The sequence below is a fragment of the Myxococcus sp. MxC21-1 genome (assembly GCF_032612255.1).
GTDB classification, from domain to species: domain Bacteria; phylum Myxococcota; class Myxococcia; order Myxococcales; family Myxococcaceae; genus Myxococcus; species Myxococcus virescens.
In genome coordinates, this window is the sequence record NZ_CP123278.1 from 361,333 (window position 1) to 383,419 (window position 22,087).

At 70.0% G+C, this 22,087-nt stretch carries 18 protein-coding genes and 2 pseudogenes; 6 read left to right on the forward strand and 14 right to left on the reverse strand.

Translation table 11 applies throughout. The annotated features are described in order from the left end of the window. Window positions 1–48 precede the first annotated feature (48 nt). Both QEG98_RS01685 and QEG98_RS01690 read left to right on the forward strand, forming a co-directional pair. A pseudogene (locus QEG98_RS01685) lies at window positions 49–2,372 on the forward strand (protein-disulfide reductase DsbD family protein). 46 nt (window positions 2,373–2,418) lie between these two features. After that, window positions 2,419–3,000 carry a thioredoxin family protein gene (locus QEG98_RS01690; protein WP_316565498.1) on the forward strand — a complete coding sequence of 194 codons (582 nt, stop codon included), beginning with the start codon at window positions 2,419–2,421 and terminating at the stop codon, window positions 2,998–3,000. Between the two features lie 742 nt (window positions 3,001–3,742). Here the strand turns inward: QEG98_RS01690 and QEG98_RS01695 are convergent. Then, a pseudogene (locus tag QEG98_RS01695) lies at window positions 3,743–4,927 on the reverse strand (MFS transporter); the annotation flags it as partial. A gap of 164 nt (window positions 4,928–5,091) precedes the next feature. Here QEG98_RS01695 and QEG98_RS01700 point away from each other — a divergent pair. Then, a complete protein-coding gene (locus QEG98_RS01700; protein WP_090490895.1) occupies window positions 5,092–5,385 on the forward strand; it encodes a UBP-type zinc finger domain-containing protein in 294 nt (97 codons plus the stop codon). Window positions 5,386–5,455: 70 nt separating this feature from the next. Further along, window positions 5,456–5,755: a hypothetical protein gene (locus QEG98_RS01705; RefSeq protein ID WP_090490894.1), complete on the forward strand. Its 300-nt coding sequence runs from the start codon at window positions 5,456–5,458 to the stop codon at window positions 5,753–5,755. A 1-nt stretch (window position 5,756) separates the two neighbouring features. Here the strand turns inward: QEG98_RS01705 and QEG98_RS01710 are convergent, their stop codons facing one another. Both QEG98_RS01710 and QEG98_RS01715 read right to left on the reverse strand, forming a co-directional pair. Further along, a complete protein-coding gene (locus QEG98_RS01710) occupies window positions 5,757–6,674 on the reverse strand; it encodes a S1C family serine protease (RefSeq protein WP_090490893.1) in 918 nt (305 codons plus the stop codon). A gap of 12 nt (window positions 6,675–6,686) precedes the next feature. After that, window positions 6,687–7,580: a S1C family serine protease gene (locus QEG98_RS01715; RefSeq protein ID WP_316565499.1), complete on the reverse strand. Its 894-nt coding sequence runs from the start codon at window positions 7,578–7,580 to the stop codon at window positions 6,687–6,689. A 508-nt stretch (window positions 7,581–8,088) separates the two neighbouring features. Between QEG98_RS01715 and QEG98_RS01720 the strand changes: the two genes are divergently transcribed. Continuing rightward, window positions 8,089–8,625 carry a pyridoxamine 5'-phosphate oxidase family protein gene (locus tag QEG98_RS01720; RefSeq protein WP_316565500.1) on the forward strand — a complete coding sequence of 179 codons (537 nt, stop codon included), beginning with the start codon at window positions 8,089–8,091 and terminating at the stop codon, window positions 8,623–8,625. A gap of 18 nt (window positions 8,626–8,643) precedes the next feature. Here QEG98_RS01720 and QEG98_RS01725 read toward each other — a convergent pair whose 3' ends face one another. Genes QEG98_RS01725 through QEG98_RS01740 form a run of 4 tightly spaced genes read right to left on the reverse strand, consistent with a single transcriptional unit; the run spans window position 8,644 to window position 11,982 of the window. Continuing rightward, window positions 8,644–9,489 carry an ROK family protein gene (locus QEG98_RS01725; RefSeq protein ID WP_316565501.1) on the reverse strand — a complete coding sequence of 282 codons (846 nt, stop codon included), beginning with the start codon at window positions 9,487–9,489 and terminating at the stop codon, window positions 8,644–8,646. A gap of 8 nt (window positions 9,490–9,497) precedes the next feature. Continuing rightward, entirely contained in the window at window positions 9,498–10,691 is a 1,194-nt protein-coding gene (locus QEG98_RS01730) for a glycosyltransferase (protein WP_316565502.1), read from the reverse strand. Beyond that, window positions 10,676–11,671, reverse strand: a complete 996-nt coding sequence (locus QEG98_RS01735) for an asparagine synthase C-terminal domain-containing protein (protein WP_316565503.1) — start codon at window positions 11,669–11,671, stop codon at window positions 10,676–10,678. Before QEG98_RS01735 ends, QEG98_RS01730 begins: the two co-directional genes overlap by 16 nt. Then, a complete protein-coding gene (locus QEG98_RS01740) occupies window positions 11,668–11,982 on the reverse strand; it encodes a hypothetical protein (RefSeq protein WP_316565504.1) in 315 nt (104 codons plus the stop codon). Before QEG98_RS01740 ends, QEG98_RS01735 begins: the two co-directional genes overlap by 4 nt. A gap of 53 nt (window positions 11,983–12,035) precedes the next feature. Here QEG98_RS01740 and QEG98_RS01745 point away from each other — a divergent pair, with 53 nt between their 5' ends. Further along, on the forward strand, window positions 12,036–12,824 hold the full coding sequence (locus QEG98_RS01745; protein ID WP_316565505.1) for a radical SAM protein: 789 nt from the start codon (window positions 12,036–12,038) through the stop codon (window positions 12,822–12,824). 24 nt (window positions 12,825–12,848) lie between these two features. On the opposite strand, the gene QEG98_RS01750 is transcribed toward QEG98_RS01745, so the two are convergent. The 7 genes from QEG98_RS01750 to QEG98_RS01780 form a co-directional block, all read right to left on the reverse strand. Beyond that, entirely contained in the window at window positions 12,849–13,859 is a 1,011-nt protein-coding gene (locus QEG98_RS01750; protein ID WP_316565506.1) for an aldo/keto reductase, read from the reverse strand. 82 nt (window positions 13,860–13,941) lie between these two features. After that, window positions 13,942–16,029, reverse strand: a complete 2,088-nt coding sequence (locus QEG98_RS01755; RefSeq protein ID WP_316565507.1) for an ATP-binding protein — start codon at window positions 16,027–16,029, stop codon at window positions 13,942–13,944. 122 nt (window positions 16,030–16,151) lie between these two features. Next, window positions 16,152–17,471 (reverse strand): phenylacetate--CoA ligase family protein, encoded by a 1,320-nt coding sequence (locus QEG98_RS01760; RefSeq protein ID WP_316565508.1) that lies wholly within the window; start codon window positions 17,469–17,471, stop codon window positions 16,152–16,154. Beyond that, window positions 17,459–18,022, reverse strand: a complete 564-nt coding sequence (locus tag QEG98_RS01765; RefSeq protein ID WP_186818028.1) for a hypothetical protein — start codon at window positions 18,020–18,022, stop codon at window positions 17,459–17,461. The genes QEG98_RS01760 and QEG98_RS01765 overlap by 13 nt, the downstream gene beginning before the upstream one ends. Window positions 18,023–18,027: 5 nt before the next feature. Then, complete coding sequence (locus QEG98_RS01770; protein ID WP_316565509.1) at window positions 18,028–19,695, reverse strand: M48 family metalloprotease; 1,668 nt, start codon at window positions 19,693–19,695, stop codon at window positions 18,028–18,030. After that, window positions 19,692–20,519 (reverse strand): hypothetical protein, encoded by an 828-nt coding sequence (locus tag QEG98_RS01775; RefSeq protein WP_316565510.1) that lies wholly within the window; start codon window positions 20,517–20,519, stop codon window positions 19,692–19,694. Before QEG98_RS01775 ends, QEG98_RS01770 begins: the two co-directional genes overlap by 4 nt. After that, complete coding sequence (locus QEG98_RS01780) at window positions 20,516–22,051, reverse strand: MoxR family ATPase (protein ID WP_316565511.1); 1,536 nt, start codon at window positions 22,049–22,051, stop codon at window positions 20,516–20,518. The genes QEG98_RS01775 and QEG98_RS01780 overlap by 4 nt, the downstream gene beginning before the upstream one ends. Between the last annotated feature and the right edge of the window lie 36 nt (window positions 22,052–22,087).

Here is a 22,087-nt window from a genome sequence, read left to right on the forward strand (position 1 = left end):
CGTGTCTGCCGCTAGCGGGCCGGCCTCCTCTGGGTTAACGGGAGTCGCATGACGCATCAGCAGTCCAAGAGGCTCGGCGTTGTTGGTGGAATCGGACTGCTGCTGGTGGCGGCGGTCGCGTGGGCGGACCTGCCTGCGTCGGCGGTGGCATCGAGCGCGCCGGACGAAGGTGACCCTCGCATCGAGGGTGCCCTCCTGGTGGACGCCACCCAGGTGAAGCCGGGAGACACCTTCCGGGTGGGCGTGCGCTTCCGGTTGGATCCGGGCTGGCACGTCTACTGGAAGAACCCGGGCGACTCCGGCCTGGAGACGGAAGTGGCGTGGGACACGCCCGGCGTCACCGTGGGGCCGCTGCAGTGGCCCTTCCCGCAGACGTTCCGCACGCCCGACGGCTTCATCACCACCCATGGCTATGACGGTGAGGCCATCCTCGTCGCCGACGCGAAGGCCGTGGAAGGACCCTCCACGGGTCTGCTGACGGTGTCCGCCGCCGTGGAAGCGCTGGTGTGTGAGGTGCACTGCATTCCTGCGGAGCTGATGCTGACGCGCTCCATTCCCCTGGGTCCCCAGACGGTGCGCGACGCCGAGACGGCGGCTGTCTTCGACACCGAGCTGGCCAAGGTGCCCCGTCCCGCCAAGGACAGCGGCCACGCGGCGACGGTGGCGCTGGATGCGCCGCAGCTCACCGCGGGCCAGGATTTCACCGGCACCCTCACCCTGACGGCCTCGGGTGGCGCGGCGGTGCCCGCGGTGGAAGGTGACTTCTTCGTTGCAGACCGCATCCCCGGCGTCGTGCGCGTGGGGTTGGCCTCGGACGGTCCGGGCCGCTTCAAGCTCAAGGGCAAGGCGGAGCCGGACGTGCAGGCGTCGGCGCCGGGCCTGACGGGCGTGATGCGCCTGGGCACGGCGGCCACGGGCTACCAGTACCTCGAGGTGGCGGCGCCGCTGGCCCCCATGGTGGCGGCCGGTGGCGCGGCTGGGACGTCGGCCGCGGTGAAGCCGCCGTCGGTGAAGGACAGCATCGCGGCAGTGAAGCCGGTGGGCGCCGCCATCGCCACGCCGCCCGCGGCCGAGTCGTCCATGGGCCTGGGGCTGGCGCTGGTGTTCGCCTTCTTCGGCGGCGCGCTGCTCAACCTGATGCCGTGCGTGTTCCCCGTGCTGGCGCTCAAGGCCTACGGCTTCACGCGCATGGTGCAGCAGGAGCGGGGCCGCGTCGGCGCGCATGCGGCGGCCTACGCGGCGGGCATCATCGGCACCATGCTGCTGCTGGCCAGCGTCGTGCTGGCGGTGCGCGCGGGTGGCGCGAGCGTGGGCTGGGGCTTCCAGTTCCAGGAGCCGCTCTTCGTCGCGGGTGTGTGCGCGGTGTTGGTCGCCTTCGCGCTCAACCTCTTCGGTGTCTTCAACGTGGGCCTGGACGGCACGGCGCTGGCGGGCAAGGTAGACCAGAGCCACGGCCTGATGCACAGCGCTGGCGAGGGCGTGCTGGCCGTGGTGCTGGCCACGCCGTGCTCGGCGCCGCTGCTGGGCACCGCGGTGGGCTTCGCCTTCGCGGCGGGCCCCGTGACGGTGCTGGCCGTCTTTACCGCGCTGGGTCTGGGGCTCGCGCTGCCCTTCTGCGTGCTGGTGCTGGTGCCCGGACTGGCGAAGAAGCTGCCCAAGCCGGGCGCGTGGATGGAGCGCTTCAAGCAGGTGCTGGGCTTCGCGTTGCTGGCCACCACCGTCTGGCTGGTGTGGGTGATGGGCGGGCTGGCCGGCGTGGACGGCATGGCGCGGCTGCTGGCGTTCCTGGTCGCGGTGGGGCTCGTCACGTGGCTCTACGGCCAGGGGCAGGCGCAGGACGGCGTGCGCAAGATGGCCACCGTGGCGGTGGCCGCGGGCGTGCTCGTGGCGTCAGGGCTGCTGACGTTGCGTTTCGATGACCAGGACCCCGTGGAGGCGCCTCGGCTCGGGTCCACGGTGGCGCAGGCGCAGCCGTGGAGCGCGGACGCGGTGAACGCGGCGCTGGCGGCGGGCCAGCCGGTGTTCATCGACTTCACGGCGGACTGGTGCCTCACCTGCAAGTTCAACGAGCGCACCGTGTTGTCCACCGACGAGGTGCGGGACGCCTTCAACAAGCACCAGGTGGCCTTCTTCATCGCGGACTGGACGCGCCGGGACGCGAGCATCACCACCAAGCTGGCCGAACACGGCCGGGCCGGTGTGCCCATGTACCGGTGCTGAGCCCGGGCGCCCCCGACAAGCCGGAGGTGCTGCCGGAGCTGCTCACGCCGGGCGTCGTGGCGGACGCCGTGAAGCGCGCGGCGGAGTGTGCACCCTCGAAGCTGGGCAGCGGCGCGAACGTCCTCTGCGCCGCGGGTTTCCCAAGCCACTGAAGTCGTGCTGTCTTCCCCGCAATCCCCAAAACTCTGGAGGAACGCCATGAAGCAGGTCTTCACAGCACTCGCGCTGGGCACGTTGTTCGTGGGGGCGCCCGCCCTCTCCGACGCGGAAGTTGGCAAGCCCGCGCCGACGTTCACGCTGAAGGACGAGTCCGGCAAGGAGCACACGCTGGCGCAGTACAAGGGCAAGGTCGTGGTCCTGGAGTGGACCAACCCCGAGTGCCCCTTCGTTCAGCGGCACTACAAGAGTGACACGATGGTCACCACACTGAAGGGCTTCGATGCGAAGAAGGTGGTGTGGCTGGCGGTGGACTCCACCGCGCACAACACTCCGGAGAAGTCCGCGGCGTGGAAGAAGGAGGAGGGCTTTCCCTACCCGGTTCTCCAGGACGCGAGCGGCACGGTAGGCAAGTCCTATGGCGCGAAGACGACGCCGCACATGTACGTCATCGATGAGACGGGCGTTGTCCGCTACGCGGGCGCCATCGACGATGACCCGCGCGGCAAGAACGCCAAGCCGGCCAACCATGTGAAGACGGCGGTGGACGCGGTGGTGGGGGGCCAGCAGGTCCCGACGAGCACCACCACGCCCTACGGCTGCTCGGTGAAGTACAAGAGCTAGCGCTGGCTCGGCGGTGTGGATTCCCGAAGGCCCTCGTCCCTGCTGGGGCGGGGGCCTTCTGCTTGGGCGGCAGGCGGCGGCGCCATGGCAGGTGCCTTGTCCGGTGCGAGGGCGGTTCGGACCTTTCCCTCTGAAAGGGGAAATGACCATGGCTGACAACAAGGGCAGTCCGGTACGGGGCGACGAGCGGATGGACACGACGCGCCCAGAAGAACTGGAGCGCGAGGCGCGGCACCAGAAAGGCCCGGTGCGAGGCGACGTGACGGACGAAGACGTGGGCGAAGACCGCATCCTCCAGAAGGGGATTGGCGGCTACGGCGCTCAGAAAGGCACCGAGCCGGCGCGCGAGGCTCCTCCGCTGAGTGACGACCACGGACGTCATTGAGGTGCGGGCCTGGGGACAGCCCGCACGCCGGCAAGGCCGCGAAGAAGCCGGCCGGGGGCTGAGGCGCCATCCCGCGACGACGTCATGGGCGCTTGTTGGACCCGCGCGGTGCGCCGGTGTCCCGTGCTCCTGTTGCGCGGAGGTCGTGCGCCCGGCCTCGCGTGGAATCGTGAGCAGCGAGCACAGCGCTCCCACGGCGCACAGGCCGGCGGACACCCAGAGCGCGCGCCGTGTGCCCACCAGGAAGTCCATGCCGGTGTCGCCAGCGAGGCCGCCCAGTAGTGGCAGCAGCGCCACCGCGAGCAGGCCGGCGATGCGGGCCACGGCGTTGTTCACGCCGGAGGCGATGCCCGCGTAGCGGTCCTCGACGGCGCCGAGCACCACCGCCGTGAGCGGGCCTACGGTGAGCGCCAGCCCCAGTCCCAGCACCAGGATGCCGTGCAGCACGGTGCTGACGTAGTCACCTCCACGCTGGATGCGCGTCAGGAGCGCCAGCCCCAGGCCCGCGAGCAGCGGCCCCGCCGTCATCAACGGACGTGCGCCGATGTGCCCCGCGAGCCGCCCCACGGAAGGTGAGAACAGAAGCAGCATCAGCGTGATGGGGAGCAGCGCTGCTCCCGCGCCGAGCGCCGAATAGCCGAGCTGCTGCTGCAGGGCGAGCACCACCAGGAAGGTGGCGCCTCCGAGCGCGAAGTACACGACGAGCGTGGTGAGGTTCGCGCCGGAGAAGGTGCTCGAGTGGAAGAGGGTGAGCGGAAGCATGGGTTCCCGCTGCCGTGCCTCCAGGACGAAGAACGCGGCCAGCAGGACGGCGCCTCCGGCCGCGGCGCCGATGGCCGCCAGGGGCCAGCCGTGGGCGGGGCCTTCGATGAGCGCGTAGATGAGGCCACCCAGCCCGAGCGCCGCTGTCACCGAACCCGCGACGTCCAGCCCGCGCGCCCCTGCCTTCGGCGCGATGTCCGGTACGTGGCGCAGCGCCGCCCACGCGGTGAGCGCGGCCAGGGGCACGTTGAGGAAGAAGACGAAGCGCCATGAACCTGCGTCCACGAGCCACCCACCCAGCAGCGGCCCCACGGCCGTGGTGACGCCGGACAGTCCGGCCCAGGCGGACACGGCGCGTTGCCGGTCCTGAGGCGGGAACGACGTGCGCAGCAAGGCGAGGCTCGCGGGCACCAGCAGCGCGGCTCCCACACCCTGCGCCGCGCGGAAGGCGGCCAGCGTCCAGGTGTTGGGCGCCAGGCCGCACAGCACCGACGTGACGGTGAAGGCGAGCATGCCGAGCAGGAAGACGCGTCGCTGGCCCTTCGCGTCGCCGAGCGCGCCCCCGTGAGCACCAGGGAGCCGAGCGTGAGCAGGTACGCGTCCACGGCCCATTGGAGGCCGGACAGGCCCGTGTGCAGCTCGCGGCCCATGGCGGGCAGGGCGACGTTGACGGCGGTGGAATCGAGGAACGCCATGCCGCTGCCCAGCACGCTGGCGAGCAGCACCCCGGCCGCGAGGACTGTCATAGGCGACGGTGGTGTCGGGGGCGTTGGTGGCCATGTGGCTCTACCGTGCGCCCGGGGCTCCGCGCGTGCCATCCGCCGCTGCGGGGTGGGGACGTGCCTTCAGCGGCTCGCCATCCCGGCTGGTGCTCACTGAAGGTCCTCGCACCCAATGCCTACGCTGTAGAGGGCACTGGTCGCCCCGTCACGGAGAGGTGTCACATGGAGCCGATTTGCGAGCACATCCAACAGGCCGGAGACCCGCCGCCGCGCTCGCGAGGCTGCGAGGAATGTCTGGCCATGGGCTCGAGCTGGGTGCACCTGCGTCGCTGCCTGAGCTGTGGCCATGTGGGATGTTGTGATTCCTCGCCCAACCGGCATGCGACGAAGCACTTCCAGCAGTCGGCGCATCCCGTCGTCCAGTCCTTCGAGCCGGGGGAGGCGTGGGCCTGGTGCTACGAGGACGAACTCTTCACCGAGCACCGTCCGGCGCCATCGCACGACGCGCGGCTATGACGTGGGCCGTCATCCGCTATCATCCTCGGGCCCGTTTCAGCTCGTGGGAAGAAAGGCGCGGCACCGCACCATGGACGCGTGGACTCTCGAAGGCTCGCGCATCACCGACCCGGACACGTTGAGCCGCCTGCGCGAGATGCTGGCGAACAAGAGCCCGCTCATCATCGAGCACCGCTTCTACCGGGAGACGCGCGCCCCGCACCGCTTCATCTGTGACGATGCCGACGTGCTGGACGAGTATCTCCAGGAGTCACGTCCTGGAGACTCGTTCTGCGTGTGGTCCTACAAGAGCCTTTGTCGGGGCGACAACCTGCTGCTCCAGGGGAAGATGCCGGACGCGCAGGGGCGGACGCCGGGCGGCGTGGCCTGAGTCAGGCGGCCACGGGCTCGATGCGCGGTCGCGTCCGTGCCCGGGCCGTCTTGCGGCCACGGCCCTTGCGCAGCAGGTCCAGCGTCACCTCGTCCTCCGTGGCCAGCGCCATGAGCCGCTGGAGGTCGTCCACGCTGTTCACCGGCCGCTGATTGATGGCCAGCAGCAAGTCATCCACCTGGAGTCCGGCCTCGTGGGCAGGTGTCCCGTCCTGCACGCGGAGCACCTTCACCGCGCGGGACTGGCCGTTCTCCCGGGTGAGCCGTGCGTCCAGGCTCACCGCCGTCGCGGCGATGCCCAGGAAGCGCCGGTCCACCTTGCCGCGTTGGATGAGCAGGCTGGCAATCCACGCCGCCGTGGTGGCGCTCACCGCGAAGCCGATACCTTGCGCGTAGGGCAACACCAGCGTGTTGAGGCCCACCACCTGTCCTCGCATGTTGAGCAGCGGCCCCCCGGAGTTGCCCGGATTGATGGCGGCATCCGTCTGGAGCATGCCCTCCAGCATGACGCCATCGGGCAGGCCGATGCTGCGGTTGATGGCGCTCACCACGCCCAGCGACACGGACTGCTCCAGGTGGAACGGGTTGCCAATGGCCATGACGAGCTGGCCCACGCGCACCGACTCGGGCTCGGCGAGCGGCAGGGTGGGGAAGTCACCGCCCTCCGCGCGGACCACGGCCAGGTCGGTGGGGGCGTCGCTGCCCACCAGGGTGCCGCGCAGCTCCTCTCCGTTGGAGAGCTGGACGGTCAGCTTGCGTGAGCCGCGCACCACCACGTGGCGGTTGGTGAGGACGTAGCCGTCCGGTGTGAGGAAGAGGCCGGTGCCGTGGCCGCGTGCATGCTCCACGCCCACGACGGCGGGCGAGGCACGCGCCACCAGCGACTCCAAATCATCCGAGAAGTGTTGCAGCAGTTTCATGGCGGCCTCCCTTCACGCGCGCTTGCCCACGGTGATGGGGACTTCGCGAACCTCTCCGGCCCGCAGCACGCGGACCTGGAGGGTGGTGCCCACCTTCTCGTCGCTCAGGGCGCCGAGCAGGTCCTCCACGCCGTGGAGGGGCTGACCTCCCAGACTCACCAGGACGTCTCCGAGCAGCAGACCCGCGTCATGCGCCGGGCCGTTCGGGTCCACGGAGAGGCAGATGAGGCCGTGCTCGTTCCCCGTGCCCAGGTGTGGGGGCAGACGCACGGGGGAGGCGCCCACGCCCAGGTAGCCACGCCGGATGCCCCCGTGTTCCTTCAGCGATGCAATCACGCGCGTGAGCGTGTCCGTGGCGATGACGACGGCGGCGGTGCGAGAGAAGGCGGCGCTGAGCAGACCGACAAGGCGTCCCTCGGTGTCCACCAGCGCGCCGCCGGAGAAGCCGGGCGGGAGGTCGGCATCCGTCTCCAGGGAGCGCTCCACGCGGCCTCCGGCATGGGTGCGCCAGCCCTCGCCGTGGGTGCTGACCATGCCGAGCGTCGCGCGAGCCGTGCGGCCAGGGCGGCCCACGGCGATGACGAGGTGACCGACCTTCACGTCATCCAACGGCGCGGAGGTCAGCGGCGTGAGGTCGGTGGCTTCGGCCTTGAGCAGGGCCAGGTCGGTGCTGGCGTCGCGGCCGACGAACTCGGCGGAGACGGTGCGGCCATCCGGCAAGCCGATGGGGAGCGGGCCCTCGTGCTCCACGGCCTGGCTGGTGGTGAGGATGTGGCCCTCGGCATCCCAGACGATGCCGGTGGCGCCGCGCCTGCGCCGCGTCTCCACGCGGACGATGCCAGGCGCGGTGCGCTCGACGACGGAGGCGAGGGACTGGGACAGCGACTGGAGGAGGCCGTGGGACATGGTGTGTTCCTTTCGAGGCACAAGGTAAAGGCCTCGAAAAGGCGCCACATCGGCGGACCGGCCAGGTCGGGAACCTACCCATTCGGGGAGGTCACCTCGTCATTGGTTCAGCCTGCCTCGCGGAAACGCTCGTAGCGCGCCTCCAGGTACTCACGGCGCGGCCAGAAGATGCCCACTCGTCCTGCCGAACTTGCCTCGCCTCTGCACTGGACACCTCCCGGGATGCACGCCGCTACGTCGTGCATCCCGACTGGTGCATTCACCGATTGGGACCGCCCCTCAAATGTCCCGACATTTCCGAACAGCGAGGTGCAAGGCCGCGCCGGAGGGGACAGGGCGGACGGCCTGATTCGCGCGTCATCTGCCTGGAGGCGGGGGGCTGTCTGCTCTGCGGCGACCGGCCCACCAAGGAAGCGGTCCACGCGACTCCAGCCCTGCTGCTTCCCCCCGGCCCGCGCGTCCCTACGTTCTCCAGGAACTTCACGATGGCGAACGAAAGGTCAGCCCCATGGAACAGTCAGGCGAGCGCATCATGAAACAGTCGCAGGGTGTCATCCAGGGAGACCGCCGGGAGTTCGAGGAACTGCTGAAGCACTATGACACCGCCCTCCTCACCACCCGGGGTGCGGACGGACACTTCCACACGCGGCCCATGGCGGTGGCGAAGAAGCACAAGTCCGGCACCGTGCTCTGGTTCGCCACCTGGACGGACACGCAGAAAGTGCAGGACCTGGAGTCGGACCCGCACTGCTCGCTCGCCTTCCACGCGTCGGAGGACAGCGCCACGTATCTCTCCGTGTCGGGCGTGGTGGAAATCGTCCGCGACCGGAGGGCCATCCATGACTTGTGGGAGCCCGGCTGGAAGCCCTGGTTCCCACAGGGCCCGGATGAGGGTGACATCGCCCTGCTGCGCTTCACGCCCGAGCACGCCGAATACGTCCACCCGGCCGGCGGAAAGCTCAAGGTGCTCTTCAGCACCGCGAAGGCGTTGGTGACGAAGCAGCGCCCCGACATCGCGCCCAAGAAGGAGTTGGACCTGCACTGAGCCTGGGCGAGCGCCCGGTTACCGCCGTTCCAGCAACGCGCCGCCCGGCCCGAAGCCCAGTGTGAGACACAACACGCGTGAGTGGTTCGCCAGCCGCGAATCACCCCGCGCGGCCTCCGTGGCCAGCTCCGCGTCATTGAGCACCAGCGCCGTCCCGCGGCCCTCGTTCCCCATGGCCGCCTGGAGGATGTCCGCCACCAGCGACTCGTGGCCTTCCCAGCCGTAGGTGCAGCCCCCGGGGACCAGCGACGCGTCCAGCGGACACGGCAGCGCGAGGCACAACGCATCGGGCAGCCGTGCCGAGAACACGCGCAGGGCACTGGCGATGAACGCCACCGCTGCCTTCACATGTCGCCGGTCCGGAGGCCGCGCCATGCCGATGAAGTACCGGGGCAGCAGCGCGGTGTCGCGCTCGAAGATGCGCGGGTCCGCTGTATGACTCACGCACTTGATGCCCGTCTGCCCCACGTCGAGCGCCACCGGATGCGCGGGCGCGAGCGGCGCCAGCAGACGCAGTCCCGCTTGGGCCGGAGCGAAGAGTGGACGCTCCGCCACGTACACAGGGCAGGGAAGCGCGGTGGACACACCCGAGAGCATGGCACCGAAGCCCTCCAGGCACACCAATCCGCCACTGAGCCACACGGCATCCACCGCGTGCCGTTTCACCAGCGTGGACAGCGCCACCGCGAGCGCCGGGCCCAGCCTGCCCGCGAGCGCCGGCTCGGGAACCCCCGCGCGACGGTCCGCATCCACGCGAGGCGCCCCGAGCAACTCCCACAGCTCGCGCCCCATCACGGGCAGGTTCCACACCTCCAGCGGCGACACACCCGGCAGCACCAGCCGCCACACGTCCCAATCACGCATGCAATCACTCACGCCACGAGTCGGAGGATGCGTTCAGCGGCGTCCTTCGCGCCGTCACGCGCCTGGTAGGACGCGGCGATGCCGGCCACCCGCTGTCGCAGCACCGTGCCCGGCTCCAGCAGCTGTCGCAGCGCTTCGCGGCAGTCCTCCACGGAGAGCGAGCGCGGCGCCCGCACGAGTCCCGCGCCCGACTTCTCCAGGAAGTGCGCCTGGATGGGTTGGTCGTTGCAGACGGGCAGGAGCAGCATCGGAACGCCTTCGGTCAGCGCCTCCATGACGGAGTTGGCGCCGCCGTGAGATACGAGCACGGAGACTCGTGATAACAGTTGTCGCTGAGGTGTGTATGGCACGGCGACCACGTCCCCGGGAAGGCTGTGAACAAAATCTGTATCAGCCAACTCACCCGCGCTGAGCACCACGGTGACGCCCAGGGGCGCGGCGGCCTCGGTCATCGTCTGAAACAAATCGGGTTGCCACGAAATCTGGCTGCCGAAAGACACGTACACCACGGGCTTGGAGCCCAGCCGCTCCCACGGGAAGTCCACCTCGTCACCGCGCGCCTCCGGAGGCTGTGACGGCCCGACCAGGTGTGTGGCGGGAGGCAGGCCTGCGTCGGAGCCCAGGAAGGCCTCGGTGGCGAAGATGACGTTGAGGTCCGGCGACAGGCACTCACAGTTGCGGAAGCGGGCATCGAAGCCGTGGCGGGCGAACAGGGCCTGTCGCTCATCGGCCAGCGCGCGCACGTTGCGGCGCAGGCCGTAATCGATGGGCGGCTCCAGGAGCGACAGCGCGGAGGACACGCCCACCCAAGGGATTCGCAACGCATGGGCGGCCAGCACGGCGGCGTACTGCATGCCGTCCAGGGCCATGACATCCGGACGGAAGCGCTCGACGGCCTCGCGCACCGGCGCCAGCAGCGAGGGCACGGCGTCAAGCAGCAGGCCGCGAATCCATTGCCCCAGCGCCGCTTCATCGAGCACCAACCGCGCGAGCGCCTCGCCTCCCGTCTCGATGGCGGGCACGGGCGCCTCGGCGTGGGGCAACGTCAGCACCTCCACGCCCAGCCGCTCGAGCTGCGGCGCGGGCTCGGGGATGCACAGCCAGCCCACGTGGTGGCCCATGCGGCGCAGCCACTGCGCGACACCGGCCATGGGGTTGAGGTGGCCCTTCTCGGGGGAGGTGGCAATCAGGATTCGGGACATGGGGGACGGGCGCTGGCGTGGGCGTGGAGCATGACGAGGGAGCACAACCGCATCAACAGCCGGTCCATGGCACTCGCCTCGGGAGCGTCGGCGGCCAGACGTGCGTAGCGCTCCAGCAGCGCCCGGGTCGCGCCCGCGTCGACGCACTCCAACGGCGCCAGCCGGGCCGGTGTGAGCCATTCCCGGTACAGCTCCAGCCAACGCGCGCGGACGGGGCTGGAGAGCGCGGTGTGCGCATAGCGCGGTGTCTTCCGGGCCCACCGGACCTCATCCGGCACCAGCGAGCGCACCGCATGCCGGAAGAGCCACTTGCCGGCCCCGTGCCGCGCGAGCACGCCCAAGGGGAGTCCCAGCGCCACGTCCGCGAAGTCCGCGTCCAGGTAGGGCGTGCACACGTTCACGCCATGTGCGCTCGCGCTCCGGAGTTCGGGAGGCAGCACCAGCTCCCACAGCACCCAGGCCGCGTAGCGGACCTCTTCGGGGTGATCCTCATCACCGGAAGCCAGCTCCGCGTCCCACGGAAGGCGAAGTACCCGCTGATCCACCCCCAAGTTGTCCACAGGCCCTGGGTGCAGCACCTCATGCACGAGGCGCCGGTCCTCCGTCACACGGGCCGCCGCACCCGCGAGCGCCGCCGGGTTGCCCATGAGCACCTCATCCGCGCCCGCGCCGCTCAGCAACGTGGAGGCGCCCTGCCTTCGGGCCTCCGCGTAGAAGGCATGGCTGGCCACGGCGCGGGCGTTGAGGATGGCCGTCTCCTGGCTCAGGACGGCGGGCTCGAACAGCTCTGGCAGCACCGCGTCCGGAACGGACACGTCGACCAACTCGACTCCCGCCGTGTTCGCCACCGTCCGGGCATTCCGTCGCTCCGTGGCATCCGCGAAGTGGACATCCATGGTCCAGGCGCGCACTCGCCCGGGCGCCTGCCGCGCGGCCAGGGCGCACAACGCGGCGCTGTCCACGCCGCCGCTCAGGCTCACGTCCACCGCGCCCGCCGCCGGTGTTTGCCCACGCTGTCCGCCAGCGCGGCCACGAGCCGTTCCGCCAGCCTGTCTTCATCCTCACGCGTCTCCGGAGTCCCCTCGCTCCGACGCACGCGAGGCAATCCGCCCGGAACCCGGCGCACGCCCTGGAACACGCTGCCGTCGGGAGGCAGCGCATGGCGCAGGAATGCAGCGACGGCCTCCGGTGCCAGCCCCGAGGGATTCAACCGCCACACAGACGGCGCCAGGCGCGCCGATGACTGGTAGCGGGGCAGGGTGGCGAGCATTCCGCCGGAAGCGTGAGACACGCGGGTACTGTGACAAGCGGCAGGGGCCCCGGGCAACCTCGTATAGTCCCGCCGTGCGCTACGAGCTCCAAGATGGACGCATCCTCACCTGGTCCCTGGAGACGCATGTCGCCACGCACTGCAACCTGCGCTGCGTGCAGTGCTGCCCGCTGTCACCGCACCTGCCTGCCTGGTCCGTGGACCCCGCCGCCCTGCGCCATGATTTGCGCCAGCTGGCCCGAGCCCTCCGGCCCAACGTCTTCAAGCTCACCGGCGGCGAGCCCTTCCTCCACCCCGACCTGCCCGCGGTGCTGGACGCCGTGCGCGCCTCGGGCATCTCCCCGCAGGTGTCCGTCACCACCAACGGCTTCCTCGCGCAGAGTGCCCCCGATGCGGTCTACGAGCGCCTGGACCGGATGACCCTGTCCGTCTACACCTCCGCGCCGCTGCCGGAGCGCTCCATCGCCCGCATCACCGAGCGCTGCGAGCAGCACGGCGTCTTCCTCACGGTGAAGCGCATCGACGCCTTCCAGCAGCTCACGCCGGAGGCGCCGCACGACTCCGAAGACGCCGTGCGAGGCATCCACGCGCGTTGCTGGTTGAAGGTCCGCTGTCACCTGGTCCACGCGGGCCGCTTCTACGCCTGCACGCGTCCGCCGCACGTGGCGACGGTGCTCGGCGGCACGTACCCGGAGATGCCCGCGCTGGGCGAGGTCGACGGCGTGCCGCTCGACTCGCCGGACCTGCTGGGCCAGATGCTCGGCTACCTCGAACGGGAGACGCCATTGGCCACCTGCCGTTACTGCCTGGGCGGCGACGGCGCATGGCAGCCGCACGCCCAGCTTCCTCGTATTCGAAGCTGAAGGGGCCCCCAGCCTCGCTTCATCTCACTGGCCGCGCGGCTGGGACGCCTTGGGCAGCGAGGACTGCATGGACGGCGGATAGCGCCCACCTGCGGCGACGCCCGGAGGCGCGACGGCGTTGATGGCGGCCACGTCCTGGTCCGTGAGCGTCACCTCCAGCGCGCCGAGGTTCTCGTCCAGGTACTTGCGGCGTTTGGTGCCGGGGATGGGCACCAGGTCCTTCCCCTGTGCCAGCACCCACGCGAGCGCGAGCTGCGCCGGAGTGCATCCCTTCTCCTTCGCCAGCCGCTCGATGTGGCCGACGAGCTCCAGGTTGCGCGTGAAGTTCTCCCCCTGGAAGCGGGGCGAGAAGCGGCGGTAGTCGTCCTGCGCCAGGTCCTCGAAGCGCTTGATTTGCCCCGTGAGGAAGCCGCGTCCCAGCGGGCTGTAGGGAACGAAGCCCACGCCCAGCTCGCGGCACGCCTGGAGCACGCCGTCTTCCGGCTCACGGCTCCACAGGGAGTACTCGCTCTGGAGCGCGGTGATGGGATGTACCTTCGAGGCCCGGCGCAGCGTGTCCGCGTCCACCTCCGACAGGCCGAGGAAGCGCACCTTGCCCTCGCGCACCAGCTCCGCCATGGCGCCCACCGTGTCCTCGATGGGCGTCTGCGTGTCCAACCGGTGCAGGTAGTACAGGTCGATGACATCCACGCCCAGCCGGCGCAGGCTGGCCTCGCAAGCGTGCCTCACGTACTCCGGCCGTCCGTTGATGCCGCGCTTCTGCGGGTCCGTGGGGTCGCGGACGATGCCGAACTTCGTCGCCAGCACGATGTTCGCCCGGTGCGGCTTGAGCACCCGGCCCACCAACGTCTCGTTGGCGCCCGACCCGTACATGTCGGCGGTGTCGAAGAAGGTGATGCCCCGCTCCAGCGCATGCAGCAGCGTGGCCTCCGACTCCGCGTCATCCCTGCCCGCGTAGAAGTCGGACATCCCCATGCAGCCCAGGCCCAGCGCCGAAACGGTGGGGCCCTGCCTTCCCAGCTTCCGAGTCTCCATGTCCCTCGCTCCTTCCTCGTGGTGACGCCCCTCTAACTGGAGACTCCCGGCCGCGCATGACCTTCGCGTCTGGAAACGACCGTCAGGGGGCCTGACGAGCCTGCTCCGTGCCCAGGTGGCTGGGCAGCTCCACGGTGAAGGTGGAGCCTCGCCCCAGCCTGCTCTCCACGTGGACCCGGCCGCCCATGGCCTCCACCAGCGTGCGGGTGATGTACAGGCCCAGGCCCAGGCCCCCGTAGTTGCGCTCGGACACGGCGCGTTCGAAGCGGCCGAAGAGGCGGGGCAGATGCTGGGGCTCGATGCCGATGCCCTCATCCCGCACCGTCAGCTTCGCTCCGCCGTCATGCGGCTCCAGGCGCACGTGGATGGGCCTGCCGTTGCCGTACTTCACGGCGTTGTCCACCAGGTTGGTGATGACCTGCTCCAGCCGCAGCCGGTCCCACCGGCCCAGGATGTCGAAGTCTCCTGCCTCCAATTGCAAGGAGGAGCCGGTGCGCGCGGCCTGGGGTTCATACCGGGTGACGACGTCCCGGACGAGCGACCCCAGCTCCAGTTCCTCCAGCTCCAGCGAGAGCCGTCCCGCGGAGATGCGCGACACGTCGAGCAGGTCGCCCACCAGCTCCGCCAGCTTCTGCACCTGCCGTGCGCCCACCGCCACGTAGCTCTCCACCAGGTCGCGAGGAACCGGGCCCGGGTTGCGGGCCAGTTCGCGCGAGAGCGCCTGGAGCTTCAGGCTCAGCGGGGTGAGCGGCGTCTTCAGCTCGTGGCTGGCAATGGACATGAACTCATCGCGCAGACGGATGGCCTCCCGAGCCTCCGCATAGAGCCGGGCATTCTCCAGGGAGAGCGCGGCCCGGTGTGCCAGCTCCTTGGCGAACGCCAGGTCTGACGTCGAGTAATGCCGGCCGGAGTGGGCGTGGATGAAGCTGAGCACCCCCAACACCTGTCCGCGCGCAATCAATGGCACGGAGATGTAGGAGACGGGCCCTATCGCTTCCAGCACCCGGGCGTGTTCCGCGTCGTGCGCGAGCTCGTGAATGCGCTCCCGGGTCAAAAGCTCGACGTGGACCGTCTCCGCCTTCAGCAAGGCGCCCGTGGGGGGATGCCCCGGATTGCCGCTGGGCTGCAATCCGAAGCGGAGGAGGTCCTCGGCCAGCGCATCGTCCTCAAGCCGGAAGTGCGCCGCCTCCAGCCGCCGGAACGTCCCATCCGGCTCCGCCACGTCGACGAGGCACCAGTCCGCGAACGTGGGCACCACCAGCTTCGCCATGTTCCGCAGCGTCGTCTCGTCGTCGAGCGACGACGCCAGCACCGCGCCCGACTCCGCGAGGAGCCAGTCACGTGCCTCGGCCAGCTGGAGCTCGTGCGTCAGGGCCTCGGCGCGCTGTCGGGCCCGGACCAGGTCCGTCACGTCGAACCCGAAGCCGGCGATGCCGTCGACCTCGCCCTGCTCGTTCCGCGTGGGTTGATACACGATGTTGAGATACGTCTCCTGTATCTCGCCATTGGGGGGCTTGCGGGGGAACGGCACCGCGTTGCCCGTGAAAGGGACGCCGGTGCGGTAGACCTCGTCCAGCAGGGTGATGAAGCCTCGCGACTCCGTCCACGGCAGGGCCTTGCTCGCCTCCTGGCCCACCAGCGTGTCCGTCCCCATCAGCATGTTGTTCATCGTGTTGGAGAAGGAATAGATGTGCCGGGGGCCATGCATGAGGATGAGGCCGGCGGGCGCGTCCCGGAAGAGCGCGTGGAGCTGGGCCTGTCCGGCCTCCGCCTCGCTTCGGGCTGCCCGCTCCCGCTCCAGCAGCCACGCCCGCTCCGCGTTGGCCTTGCGCAGCATGACATTCAGCTTCGTCATCAGCAGCGCGAGCACGACGAAGACCGCCAGCGAGACAGCCCCTCCAGGGCCCGGCATCAGGTTGAGCAGTGGCTCCAGGAAGTAGAAGTCCACCACCACCACCGACATGAGCGTCGTCGCCAGGGCGGGGCCCCAGCCGCCCCACCAGCCGGACACCATCACCGCGCCGAAGAAGAACAGGAACGGGGTGGCTGGGATGAACGACGCCACGCACGTCTGGATGAGCCACGCCGCGACGAAGGCGAGGAGCGCGACGCCATAACGTCCGGCGCGTGAAGCCCAGAGTGGGTGATGTCGTTCCGGACGAGCGTGCATGGTCAGGGGCGGGCGCCCGGCCGGCTGCATGCATCCCGCCGGGGAGGAACCGCGCACTTCTCAGGTAAGCACCGGAGCCCACTGCATGACATCTTGCTCGCCGCGCTGGCATGCAAGGCTGCTCAGCGCAGCCGGCGGAACGGCTGTGGCTTGGTGCCCACGGCCAGCGCCGATACCTCCACGTGGCACACGTCCAGGCTCGGCTGCGTCCAACCCAGGTTCCGCAAGGCGCCGGTGAGCCGCTCGCGCAGTGGCGTCACGTCCGCATGGCTTGCTCCCGCCAGCTCCAGTTGGAAGCGCGAGACGTCCACTTGTGTCAGTCGGAAGCCACGCAGCGCATGGTGCTTGAACACCCAGGCCAGCGCCCAGGCGTCCACCTCCCGGCCCGAAGGCGTGGCGAAGTGGCAGGCCCCACGTCCGCCGAAGTGCTCCAGCGTCCACCCATGAAACCCACAAGCGCAGGCGTCACGCCGCACGCTGCCCGCGTCGCCCGGGAGGTAGCGCAGGAGCGGCAGCACGCTGGGACGCAGCCGCGTCACCACCACCTCGTCCAGTTCGGGCTCCAACCAGACATCCGGAGCCAGGACGTGGAACCGGCCAGGCGCCTCGGGCCGCAGGCACTCCCAGGCCAGTGGTCCCGTCTCCGTCGTCGCGTAGTAGTTGAGGACAGGCGCGGGCACCGCGTTCGCCAGCTCCGCGCGCAGGCCGGCGGGCAGGTGCTGCGCGGAGGTGAGCACCAGCTGGGGCGAGGGCACGTCGCGCTGGGCCGCCAGCCACCGCAGGCCTTCCGGGTCGGAGAAGAGCACGGCGGGACGTACGCGGCGCAGGCGCTGAAGCGCGTCCTCGCGAAGGACGGAGATTCGGTGCAGCGCGCCGTCGTGGAGGATGGGCAGGCGCACCGAGTACTCCAGCCCGCCCGGCAGCGCGTCCAGCAGCACCACCCGGGGATGCGGGGGCAGCGCCGCTCCCGCGCGCGCCACGAGGAACCGCAGCACGGCCCACATGTGCAGGCAGTCGCGCCGGTCCCTCACCACGTTCACTGGCGCTCCGGTGGACCCGGAGCTCTTCACCATCACGCAATCATCGGCGTCCGCCGGCAGCGTGGGCACCGCGTCCCAGTTCGCGGCCAGGGCCTCACGGTCCAGGAAGGGCAGGTGGCGCAGGTCGTCCAGCGTCTGGAGGTCACCCGGGTGGATGCCCGCCGCATGGAGCCTCCGGGCGTGGTACGGCGAGTCCCGCAGGGCACCGCGCAGGAAGGACAACCGGGCGTCCAGGTCCGCGCGGGCCGCGTCCTCGTCAGCCAGGGACGCGAAGCGGGCCAGTCCCTGGGCGATGGACTCGGCCCAGGGGATGTGGGGGCGCTGCGAGGCGGTGTCCCGGCGGATGTTCGCGCGAGGCGCGACGCGCAGGTCCGCGGACAGGACTTCCGTCACTCTCGCCACCCACGCGCCTCCGTGGCGCGCTGCTCCGCCTCGCGGAGGGCCTGCTGGCGTTTGTCCGCCTCCTTCTTCCGGGCCTCCTCCGCGCGCCGCATCTCCGCTTCCGCCTTGCGGTAGTCCAGTTGTTCGATTCGCGCGACGGAGCCCTTCGGGGACTCGCCCTTGCACTCGCCGCCCACGACGCGCACCCACTTGCGAAGGAACTCCTCGCGGCGGAAGGTGTTGGAGCGAATCATCTCCGCCGTCAGCGGGGCCACGTCCTGGAAGAAGCGCTGCAGGAGCGTCGTCGCGTCGTCATTCTTGGTCAGTGCCTGCACCGTCTCCTGCCGCAGTGCCGAGGACACCAGCACGTGTGCGAGCATCACCACCTGCTCCCGCCACAGCGGGGAGCGGGCCTGGTCCTCCAGCGCGCCCCAGTCCGCGCGGGACGGGGGGCGGACCTTCGCGAGCCGGAAGGTGTCGCAGATGATGGCGAGCGCCAGGTCATGCGAATACGGCGACACGATGGGGGCTGCCTCGAGCTGCGTCTGAATCTCGCGGATGTCGAAAGCCATGGGACTCAATTCTCCAGCAATGCCTGGGCGAGGTCGGCGGCCGCCTTCGCGAAGTCGGAGGGCCAGTGCACCACCACCAGCCGGAAACGGCGCTCGCGCAGCAGCGGCGCCAGCGCCTGCCGGGCGCGTCGTTCGTCGGGAACAGCGAGGATGGCCACCACGAGGCGCGAGCGCCGGATGGACTCCAGCACCGGCGCCAGGGGCTTCTCCGCGGTGACGTTCGCGAGGAAGTCGCTGTCGGAGATGATGATGCGCAGCGCATCGGGCCGCTCGCGTGACAGCGCGTCCATCACGTCGAAGGGGAACTGCGTGCCTCCGCCGATGTAGCTCAGCAGGAAGTCGCGCGCCTTCTCCTCGTCGTACATCCACGGCGACACCTGTGGGTTGCCGTGCGAGTACACGATGCCGCGCACCGTGGCCTTCTTCCGCAGCGCGGAGGCGGACAGCACCTGGGCCGCGAGCGTCATCGCGTTGAGGCTCAGCTCCGGGTTGGGCATGGAGCCGCTGGTGTCCAGGTAGATTTCCACGGACGGCGCGCCCAGCTCGGACGGGGGCGGAAGGTCCGCCTCCAGCTCGCGGCGCAGCGGTGACACCGCGGCCAGGTGCCCCTGGGACAGCACCGTCAACGTCCAGTCGATGCTGGACGGGTCATCGCCGTACTCCCACGCCTGGGGCGTGGTGCGCAGGTAGGGCTCCGGCTGGGAGGGCGTCGTGGGGAGCTTCAGGAGGTGCCGGTCCACCAGGCGCCGATAGTGCTTCGCGACGAGGGCCTGCCGCAGCCTTCCGCCCTGCTTGCCGGGCAGGTGTTCGGTGACGCGGTGGATGGAGTCCAGCTCGTCCTTCTCCTTCGAGCGGGTGCTCAAGGGGGCCAGCCAGCCCCGCTCCTCCGCTTCGTCCAGGGCGTCGTCCCAGCGACTGCTGCCGTGGATGGCGGCATCCAGGTCGTCCACGTCCGGCACGGAGACGTCCCCGCCCAGCGGCAGGCTGAACTCCAGGTCCGCGGGCTTCTCGATGTAGCGGATGAAGGTGGCGCAGAAGTAGAGGAACTGGAGCTTGCCGCTGGGCAGCGCGTAGAAGGTCTGCGCGAACATGCGCGCCTCGGCGCGAACACCGGGGTAGCGCTGCTCCATCGGCTCGAGCTGCGCGGCGGGCACCAGATTCCCAGGGGGCAGGCCCCACAGCTCCTCGTAGATGGCCAGGTAGAAGAAGAACAGCGGCGACATCTCGCCGCCCTGCACGCGCTGGAAGCCCCGGTACACCGCGCACAGCGCCTCCGCGTGCGTGCGGCCCACCACCTCGTTCACCTGCAAGTCATAGAAGAGGTTGGTGAGGGACTGCTTCAGGCCAGGAACCAGCCGCTGCTCCTGCACGCGCAGCTCCGCGTCCCAACCCAGCGTGTGCGGGAAGCGCGCGTGGTGACCGATTTCATGCGCCAGCACCGCCGTGAGGCTGCCCGTGGCCTCCATGGCCTCCAGGAGCTTGAAGTTGACGAAGACCTGGCGCTTCACCAAATCGATGTACGCGAGCGGCTCCTGGGCGTGGCTGGCGTCGGGGTGGAAGCCCACGTGCGGCTCGGGTGGGCTGAGCTGCACGCGCACGTCCCACAGGGCCTGCGCGTCGCGCCAGCCCGTGGCCACTTCCTCAGGGGTGATGTGCCGCCGCGACAGACTCATTCCGGGACGAACACCAGCACGTGCTGGGAGGTGTGCAGCGTGGCCGCCACCCGCCAGTCATTGGACAGGGTGGCGAACCACGCGTCCGCGCGCGGGTCCTCCCGCAGCGCCTCGTCCAGGTGGGGACTCTCCGCGTGGGTCTGCTCCGGCACGTCGCGGCAGCCCATGGCGCCCAGGCTGATGGGCGTCTCCGCCAGCCAGATGCCCTGCGTGGCCGCGTCGCGGCCCGCCACGGCTTGACGGTGCCGGTCATGGACGCACACCACGGTGGGGGAGAGGAAGTGCATCGCGCCGGGGAGGAAGCGGCTGTCCTCTTTCGACAGGTCCACCCAGTGCGCCTGGGCCCGCGCGGCCAGTGGCGTGTCGGGCGGCTCCAGGGCCACGGAGGAAGTCTCACGCAGCCGCGCTTCAATGTCCTGGAGCGACGTCAGCTCCCGGCCCACGCGCCAGAAGATGCGCTGCACCCACGGCGGCGCGGACTCCAGGTTCTCCCCCAGGTTCCACAACTGGGCGAACACCTGCGAGCGCTCCGCCGGGGGCACGGCGGCCAGCAGGCGGGGAATCAGGTCCGACCAGGCGAGGGTGAAGAAGTTCTGCCGGCCCGCGCTCGTGGGGTACAGGTAGCCCAGGCCAATGGCTTCCGCGCCCAGCTGGAGGTAGGCGCGCAAGAGCTCCTCGCCCTGCGCCGCCGGTGTCCCCGCCTCGGACAGGGCTTGTCCCAGCCGCTGCGCTGCGCCGCCGGTGAGCTCGCGCCACAGGGCGGAGTCCCAGCGCACGAACCGGGCGCGGGCATTGGCTTCCAACGCGTCGGTGAAGGTGCTCATGGGCGACCGCCCGGGTTCTCCTTCAGCCACGTCGCGTAGTTCCGGTAGCGGCTGTACAGGGACTTGAGGTGGATGACGTCCTCGTAGACGGGGCCGGACAGCTCGTGCCGCGTGAGCAGCTCCTTCATGAGCACCGTCACCTGGTTCATGCGCTTCTCGGTGGTGCGCAGGTCCACGCCGGACAGGCCCTTGTCCAGCTCCTGGCGCAGCGTCGTCACCTTGCGCCGGATGGGCGCGTGCGTGTCGTAGTGGCCCATGGCCATGTCGAACATGTTCCGCAGCCAGGCCACGCGGTCCTGGAGGAGCATGCGGTGGCCCTTCACCTCGAAGAAGGCGCTGCGCGGGTTGGGCACCAGCTTCTCGTGCAGCACCCAGGGGGCAATCTGCCGGAAGTCCTCCAGCTCCACGGCGCTGTGGCCGCGGAAGAAGGCCATGGCCTTCGCGAAGTGGAGGATGGTCTGGTACGCGCGCACGCTGACGCCGTTCTCCGTCTGCGCGCAGAGGTGGACCTTCTTGTCCAGCGGGCACTGCTCGTTGCACACCGCGGCCACCGTCTGCCCGGCCAGCTTGAGCGTGTCCTTGTGCTTGAACTCGAAGCGCGGCGAGGCCATGCGGCAGAAGTCCAGCTGCCCCAGGAAGAAGGCGATGCGCTCCAACACGTCCTTGGGCACCTCCACTTCCAGGATGGCGGCGTAGGCGCGCTCCAGCTCGCCGGGCGTGAAGACGATTTCCTTGGGCAGCAGCTCCTCGGGGGACTTGTCGGCCTCCAGGCGCTGGAGGAGCTGGTCCATGAACCCCGAGTTGAAGGGCACCGCGCGCACCACCACGTCGATGCGGTCCTTCAGCGCCTCGATGACCTGGAAGGTGCCGCCGCCCTGGTCGTCGTTGGCGGTGAGGAACCAGGACGAGCGGCCCGCGTAGACGTACTGGTCCATCATCTCCGCGTAGCCCTCCGCCATGAGAGACAGGAGCGCGGACTGCGTCTTGGTGGGGATGCGGTTGTACTCGTCGATGATTTTGACGCGCTGGCCAATCCACTTGCGCCAGCTCACCTTCACCGCGGACAGGTCCTCCGCCTTGAGCATGTCGGAGGGCAGCGGCGCGCCCAGCAGGTCCGCGATGGAGAGCTGCGGGTGCCCGCGCTGGATGCCGCGGTGGACCTCGTCGCGGCCCATGCCGGACAGCAGGGCCATGAGGATGGCGGACGTCGTCTTCCCGCGTCCCGGTCCGCCCACCAGCAGCGCGCGCCGGCAGGTGAAGAGGGTGAGCAGGGGGATGAGGACGAACGAGCTGTAGCTGGTGTCCTCGGGGAGGTGGAGCTCGTCACCCGCGGGCGTCTTGAGGGACGCGGACGAGCCGAACTCCAAGTCATAGTAGGGACAGATGACGGCGTTGTTGGTGATCCACCAATACGCCTGCCGCATCTTGTCGTGGAGGCTGCCGCCGTCGCGCTCGGAGAGGTGGACATTGAGCTGCTTGTCCGCCGTCGCGCGCCCGGTGAGCAGGCGCGTCACCCAGTCCTGGTTGGCCATGCGCGCCGGAGCCTATCACCCAGGGGAAACGCGACG

What these genes read in the sequence shown, in the direction of transcription:
- QEG98_RS01690 (WP_316565498.1), top strand. Translation starts at nt 2,419, where the DNA reads ATGAAGCAGGTCTTCACAGCACTCGCGCTGGGCACGTTGTTCGTGGGG.
- QEG98_RS01700 (WP_090490895.1), top strand. Translation starts at nt 5,092, where the DNA reads ATGGAGCCGATTTGCGAGCACATCCAACAGGCCGGAGACCCGCCGCCG.
- QEG98_RS01705 (WP_090490894.1), top strand. Translation starts at nt 5,456, where the DNA reads ATGGACGCGTGGACTCTCGAAGGCTCGCGCATCACCGACCCGGACACG.
- QEG98_RS01710 (WP_090490893.1), bottom strand. Translation starts at nt 6,674, where the DNA reads ATGAAACTGCTGCAACACTTCTCGGATGATTTGGAGTCGCTGGTGGCG.
- QEG98_RS01715 (WP_316565499.1), bottom strand. Translation starts at nt 7,580, where the DNA reads ATGTCCCACGGCCTCCTCCAGTCGCTGTCCCAGTCCCTCGCCTCCGTC.
- QEG98_RS01720 (WP_316565500.1), top strand. Translation starts at nt 8,089, where the DNA reads ATGGAACAGTCAGGCGAGCGCATCATGAAACAGTCGCAGGGTGTCATC.
- QEG98_RS01725 (WP_316565501.1), bottom strand. Translation starts at nt 9,489, where the DNA reads ATGCGTGATTGGGACGTGTGGCGGCTGGTGCTGCCGGGTGTGTCGCCG.
- QEG98_RS01730 (WP_316565502.1), bottom strand. Translation starts at nt 10,691, where the DNA reads ATGTCCCGAATCCTGATTGCCACCTCCCCCGAGAAGGGCCACCTCAAC.
- QEG98_RS01750 (WP_316565506.1), bottom strand. Translation starts at nt 13,859, where the DNA reads ATGGAGACTCGGAAGCTGGGAAGGCAGGGCCCCACCGTTTCGGCGCTG.
- QEG98_RS01755 (WP_316565507.1), bottom strand. Translation starts at nt 16,029, where the DNA reads ATGCACGCTCGTCCGGAACGACATCACCCACTCTGGGCTTCACGCGCC.
- QEG98_RS01765 (WP_186818028.1), bottom strand. Translation starts at nt 18,022, where the DNA reads ATGGCTTTCGACATCCGCGAGATTCAGACGCAGCTCGAGGCAGCCCCC.
- QEG98_RS01770 (WP_316565509.1), bottom strand. Translation starts at nt 19,695, where the DNA reads ATGAGTCTGTCGCGGCGGCACATCACCCCTGAGGAAGTGGCCACGGGC.
- QEG98_RS01775 (WP_316565510.1), bottom strand. Translation starts at nt 20,519, where the DNA reads ATGAGCACCTTCACCGACGCGTTGGAAGCCAATGCCCGCGCCCGGTTC.
- QEG98_RS01780 (WP_316565511.1), bottom strand. Translation starts at nt 22,051, where the DNA reads ATGGCCAACCAGGACTGGGTGACGCGCCTGCTCACCGGGCGCGCGACG.